The organism is Actinomadura sp. 7K507, assembly GCF_004348425.1.
In the GTDB taxonomy this organism is placed as follows: Bacteria; Actinomycetota; Actinomycetes; order Streptosporangiales; family Streptosporangiaceae; genus Spirillospora.
On the sequence record NZ_SMKK01000410.1, the window covers coordinates 1 to 4,296 of the forward strand.

5 protein-coding genes are annotated in these 4,296 nt (G+C 77.1%); 2 read left to right on the top strand and 3 right to left on the bottom strand.

Annotated elements, in window-relative coordinates; translation table 11 throughout:
* Positions 1-266: 266 nt before the first annotated feature.
* Positions 267-857: a biotin transporter BioY gene (locus E1285_RS43535; protein WP_132160764.1), complete on the bottom strand. Its 591-nt coding sequence runs from the start codon at positions 855-857 to the stop codon at positions 267-269.
* A 142-nt stretch (positions 858-999) separates the two neighbouring features.
* Positions 1,000-1,743, bottom strand: a complete 744-nt coding sequence (locus tag E1285_RS43540) for a spermidine synthase (protein ID WP_132160765.1) — start codon at positions 1,741-1,743, stop codon at positions 1,000-1,002.
* 89 nt (positions 1,744-1,832) lie between these two features.
* Here E1285_RS43540 and E1285_RS43545 point away from each other — a divergent pair, with 89 nt between their 5' ends.
* Both E1285_RS43545 and E1285_RS43550 read left to right on the top strand, forming a co-directional pair.
* A complete protein-coding gene (locus tag E1285_RS43545; RefSeq protein WP_165967026.1) occupies positions 1,833-2,633 on the top strand; it encodes an SDR family oxidoreductase in 801 nt (266 codons plus the stop codon).
* Positions 2,634-2,758: 125 nt separating this feature from the next.
* Positions 2,759-3,724 (top strand): trypsin-like peptidase domain-containing protein, encoded by a 966-nt coding sequence (locus E1285_RS43550; protein WP_132160767.1) that lies wholly within the window; start codon positions 2,759-2,761, stop codon positions 3,722-3,724.
* Here E1285_RS43550 and E1285_RS43555 read toward each other — a convergent pair.
* Positions 3,721-4,296, bottom strand: a 576-nt coding sequence (locus tag E1285_RS43555; RefSeq protein ID WP_132160768.1) for a helix-turn-helix domain-containing protein, incomplete at its 5' end; no start/stop codon positions are given. The genes E1285_RS43550 and E1285_RS43555 overlap by 4 nt on opposite strands.

Sequence of the window (4,296 nt, forward strand, 5' to 3'; positions counted from 1 at the left end):
TGTGGGAGCCGTGCGATGAGGTCGCCCGGGTCGGGGACCGGGACGGTGCGGACGGACAGGCGGTCCGGTGCTGTCACGGCGAGCTTCACGCAAGCCACTGTACGACAGATTTGAACCTGTTCAACGGGTGGGGCGGGGTGGGCGGTGAGTTGTGCGCCACATGCGCCGCGCCGTGCCGTGTTCGTCTGTGTGCTCATGCCCGTCCGTCCCGGGCCCATGCGCGGGACGGACGGGTCCGGGGCGGACGGGAGGGAGCCGGTCCGGGGTCAGCGGCCGCGGGCGGTTCCGGTGAGCTTCCATGCCGCCGGGAGCAGGCCGGCCGCCAGGAGCACCTTCAGGGCGTCGCCGGCCAGGAAGGGTGTGACGCCGAGGTCGAGGGCGGCGCCGAGGTCGATGTGCAGGGACGCCATGAGGTACGGCACGCCGGCCGCGTACATGATGAGCGTGCCGGCGAGCATCGTGGCGGTGGTCCGCAGGGGGGTGCGGTCGGCGCCGCGCCGGGCCAGGGCGCCGACGGCGGCCGCGGCGGCGATGAACCCGATCACGTAGCCGAGGGTGGGGACGCCGGTGCCGGAGCCGGCGTCGGTGAACCAGGGCATGCCCGCCATCCCGGCCAGCAGGTACATGAGCATGGCGAGGCCGGCGCGGGCGGGGCCGAGGGCGGCGCCCGCCAGCAGCACCGCGAAGGTCTGCCCCGTCACCGGTACCGGTGTGCCGGGCAGCGGGACGGCGATCTGCGCGGCGACGCCGACGAACGCGGCGGCGCCGGCGACGAGCGCGGCGTCGCGGGCCAGGGAACCGGGCAGCAGGTCGCCCAGGACGGCGGGGTGCCGCTGGGCTGCGTGGGCAGTAGCCACAGATCCTCCCAAAAAGGTTTTGTCAGGCCGAAATGTAGCGAATCGGGTTTCCGGGTCGGATCACGCGGTCCATGGGAACGGGCACGCCCCTGGTCTGGCGGCGCGCCCGGACGCCCTCACCTGACGCCCTCACCTGACGCCATCACCGGGCGGCCGGGGCCCCGCTCGCCAGGTAGACGACGTCGGGTTCGCCGCGCGGCACCGGCACCGCCCGCACCCGCACCCGCGCGAACCGTTCCCGCAGCAGCGCCTCGAAGGCCGGTGCGGCGTTCGCGCTCCACACCGCCAGGGTTGCGCGCGGGGTGAGCCGCCGGGTGAGCAGGTCCAGGCCCGCGGCGGAGTACAGGCGGGCGTTGCCGGGCGTGACCGTCCAGTCCGGGCCGTTGTCGATGTCCAGGCACAGCGCGTCGAACCGCCCGCCGCCGGCGTCGCCGCCCGCGCCGGCGGCGGGCCCGGCGAGGTGGTCGAGCAGGTCGGCGTGCTCGACGGTGACGCGGGGGTCGCCGAGCGCGCCGCGCGACCAGGGCCGCAGCGGGCCCGCGGCGTGCCAGGCGATGACGGCGGGCTCGCGCTCGACGACGGTGACGTGCGCGACCTGGGGGAGGGCGAGGGCCTCGGCCAGGGAGAACCCGACGCCCAGGCCGCCGATGAGCAGCCGCACCGGCCCGTCCAGGCCCTCCACCGCGGCGCGGACCAGGAGCCGCTCGGACGCGCCGCCCCGGGTGTCCATGAGGAACACGCCGTTGCTGATGATCTCGTAGTCGGCGCCGGCGCGGCGCAGCACCAGCTCGCCGCCGACGCCGGCGGCGCGTTCGACCACCACCGGATCACCGGTCACCGGCTCACCCGTCACCGGATCACCGGCCGTCCCCGCGACGCTGCCCATGCCCGCACCCTAGCCGCCGCGCGGTCCGGCCGCCGCCGCGGCGGTCCGGGTCTGGGCGGCGGCGGGCGGTGTCGGCTACGGTGCCGGTCATGCCCGATCTTCCCGCCGGAGGCGGCCTGCTGCCCGGACGCCGGATCCTGGTCGTCGGCGCGGGCACGAGCCCCAGCGACGACCCCGACCCGCCGGTCGGCAACGGCCGCGCCATCGCGATCGCCGCCGCGCGGGAGGGCGCCCGGGTGGCGTGCGCCGACGTCGACGAGGACGCCGCCGGGCGGACCGCCGCGATGATCGCCGCCGAGGGCGGGGACGCGTGCGTCGCCGTCGCCGACGTCACCGACCCCGAGTCCTGCGACCGGGTCGTCACGCAGGCCGCCGAGCGGCTCGGCGGGCTGGACGGGGTGGTGTTCAACGCCGGGATCGGCGTCGGGTACGGGCTGGCGGGCACGGCGCTGGCCGACTGGGACCGCGTCCTGCAGGTCAACCTGCGCGCCCCGTTCCTGGTGGGGAAGGCGGCGATGCCGGCGCTGGACGCCGGCGCCGCGCTGGTGTTCATCGGGTCGCTGGCGGGGACCAAGCCGGGGTCGCGGTCGCCGTCCTACGACGCGTCCAAGGCCGGGCTGGCGGGGCTGGTCCGCCACATCGCCGCCGAGGGCGCCCCGCGCGGCGTCCGCGCCAACGTGGTCGCGCCCGGCCTCATCGACACCGTGATGGGACGCGCCGCGTCGGCCGGGAACCAGGGCCGCGACCGGGTCGCCGGGCTCATCCCGATGCGGCGGCAGGGGAGCGCGTGGGAGGTCGCCGACGTGGCGGTGTTCCTGATGTCGGACCGCGCGTCCTACGTCACCGGGCAGGTCGTCCACGTCGACGGCGGCCTGTCCACCCTGCGCTGACCCGGGACGGGCCTGAACGGGGGCGTGGCAGGGCTGCGGCATCGCGTCCCGCCGGGCGGGCGTGCGGGAACACCGCTTCCCCTTCACCGGTTACCGTGTAACCATGTAATCATCCGGGAGGTGCGATGATCCCCGATCCCCCTGAGGGCGGCCCGCCGCTGGACGCCTACTCCCGTGTCGTGTCCGCCGTCGCCCGCGAGCTGACCCCGCGCGTGGCCGCGCTGCGCGTCCGGCGCCGCCGCGGCGAGGGCGCCGGATCGGCCGTGGTGTTCACCGGCGACGGGTTCCTGCTCACCAACGCCCACGTCGTCGGCGGCGCCACCGGCGGGCAGGCCGCGTTCGCCGGCGGCGCCGGCGGCGCGTTCACCGTCGTCGGCACCGACCCGCTGTCGGACCTGGCCGTCGTGCGCGCCGACGGGCCCGTCCCCGGGCCGGTCACCCTCGGCGACAGCGACGCCCTGGTCGTCGGGCAGCTCGTCGTCGCCGTCGGCAACCCCCTCGGCCTCACCGGGTCGGTCACCGCCGGGGTGGTGTCGGCGCTCGGCCGGTCCCTGCCGACCTCGCAGCCCACCCGCACCGGCACCGCCGTCCGCGTCATCGAGGACGTCATCCAGACCGACGCCGCCCTCAACCCCGGCAACTCCGGCGGCGCGCTCGCCGACTCCCGCGGCCGCGTCGTCGGCGTCAGCACCGCCGTCGCCGGGATCGGCCTGGGCCTGGCCGTCCCCATCAACGCCACCACCCGCCGCATCATCGGCGCCCTCATCCGCGACGGCCGCGTCCGCCGCGCGTTCCTGGGCCTGGCCGCCGCGCCCGTCCCCGTCCCCGCCGCGCTGCGCGCCCGCACCGGGCAGGACGAGGCGCTGCGCGTCGCCGAGGTCGTGCCCGCCAGCCCCGCCGACCGGGCCGGGCTGCGCGGCGGCGACCTGGTCCTCACCGCCGGCGGCGAACCGGTCGCGCACGCGCAGGCGCTGCAGCGGCTCATGTTCGCCGAGGCGATCGGGCGTCCCCTGCCCATCACCGTGCTGCGCAACGGCGCCATGGTCGACGTCATCGCCGAACCCGTCGAACTCGACGCCGAACACGCCTAGCCCGCGGGGGGTCGGCGGCCGCGGAACGTGGCCCGGTAGGCGGTGGGCGACACCCCGGCCGCCGCCTGCAGGTGCGCCCGCAGCGACGCCGCCGTCCCGAAGCCCGCGTGCACCGCGACCGCGTCGACCGGCAGGGCGGTCTCCTCCAGCAGCCGCCGCGCCCGCTCCACCCGCTGACCGGTCACCCACACCTGCGGCGACACCCCCGTCTCCTGCCGGAACCGGCGCGTGAACGTCCGCACGCTCATCGACGAGCGCGCCGCGAGCTGCGCCAGCGTCAGCGGCCGGTCCAGGTGCTCCATCGCCCACGCCCGCGCCGGCGCCGTCGAGGTGTCCCCCGGCCCGGGCAGCGGGCGCGCGACGAACTGCGCCTGCCCGCCGTCGCGGTGCGGCGGCACCACCGTGCGCCGCGCCACGTCCCCCGCCACCGCCGCGCCGTGATCGCGGCGGATCATGTGCAGGCACAGGTCGATCCCCGCCGCCTCCCCGGCCGAGGTCAGCACCGCGCCCTCGTCGGCGTACAGGGCGGCGAACCGGTCGCGCACGCGCAGGCGCTGCAGCGGCTCATGTTC

Coding starts and splice junctions, on each gene's coding strand:
- E1285_RS43545 (WP_165967026.1), top strand. CDS start 1,833: ATGCCCGATCTTCCCGCCGGAGGCGGCCTGCTGCCCGGACGCCGGATC.
- E1285_RS43550 (WP_132160767.1), top strand. CDS start 2,759: ATGATCCCCGATCCCCCTGAGGGCGGCCCGCCGCTGGACGCCTACTCC.
- E1285_RS43540 (WP_132160765.1), bottom strand. CDS start 1,743: ATGGGCAGCGTCGCGGGGACGGCCGGTGATCCGGTGACGGGTGAGCCG.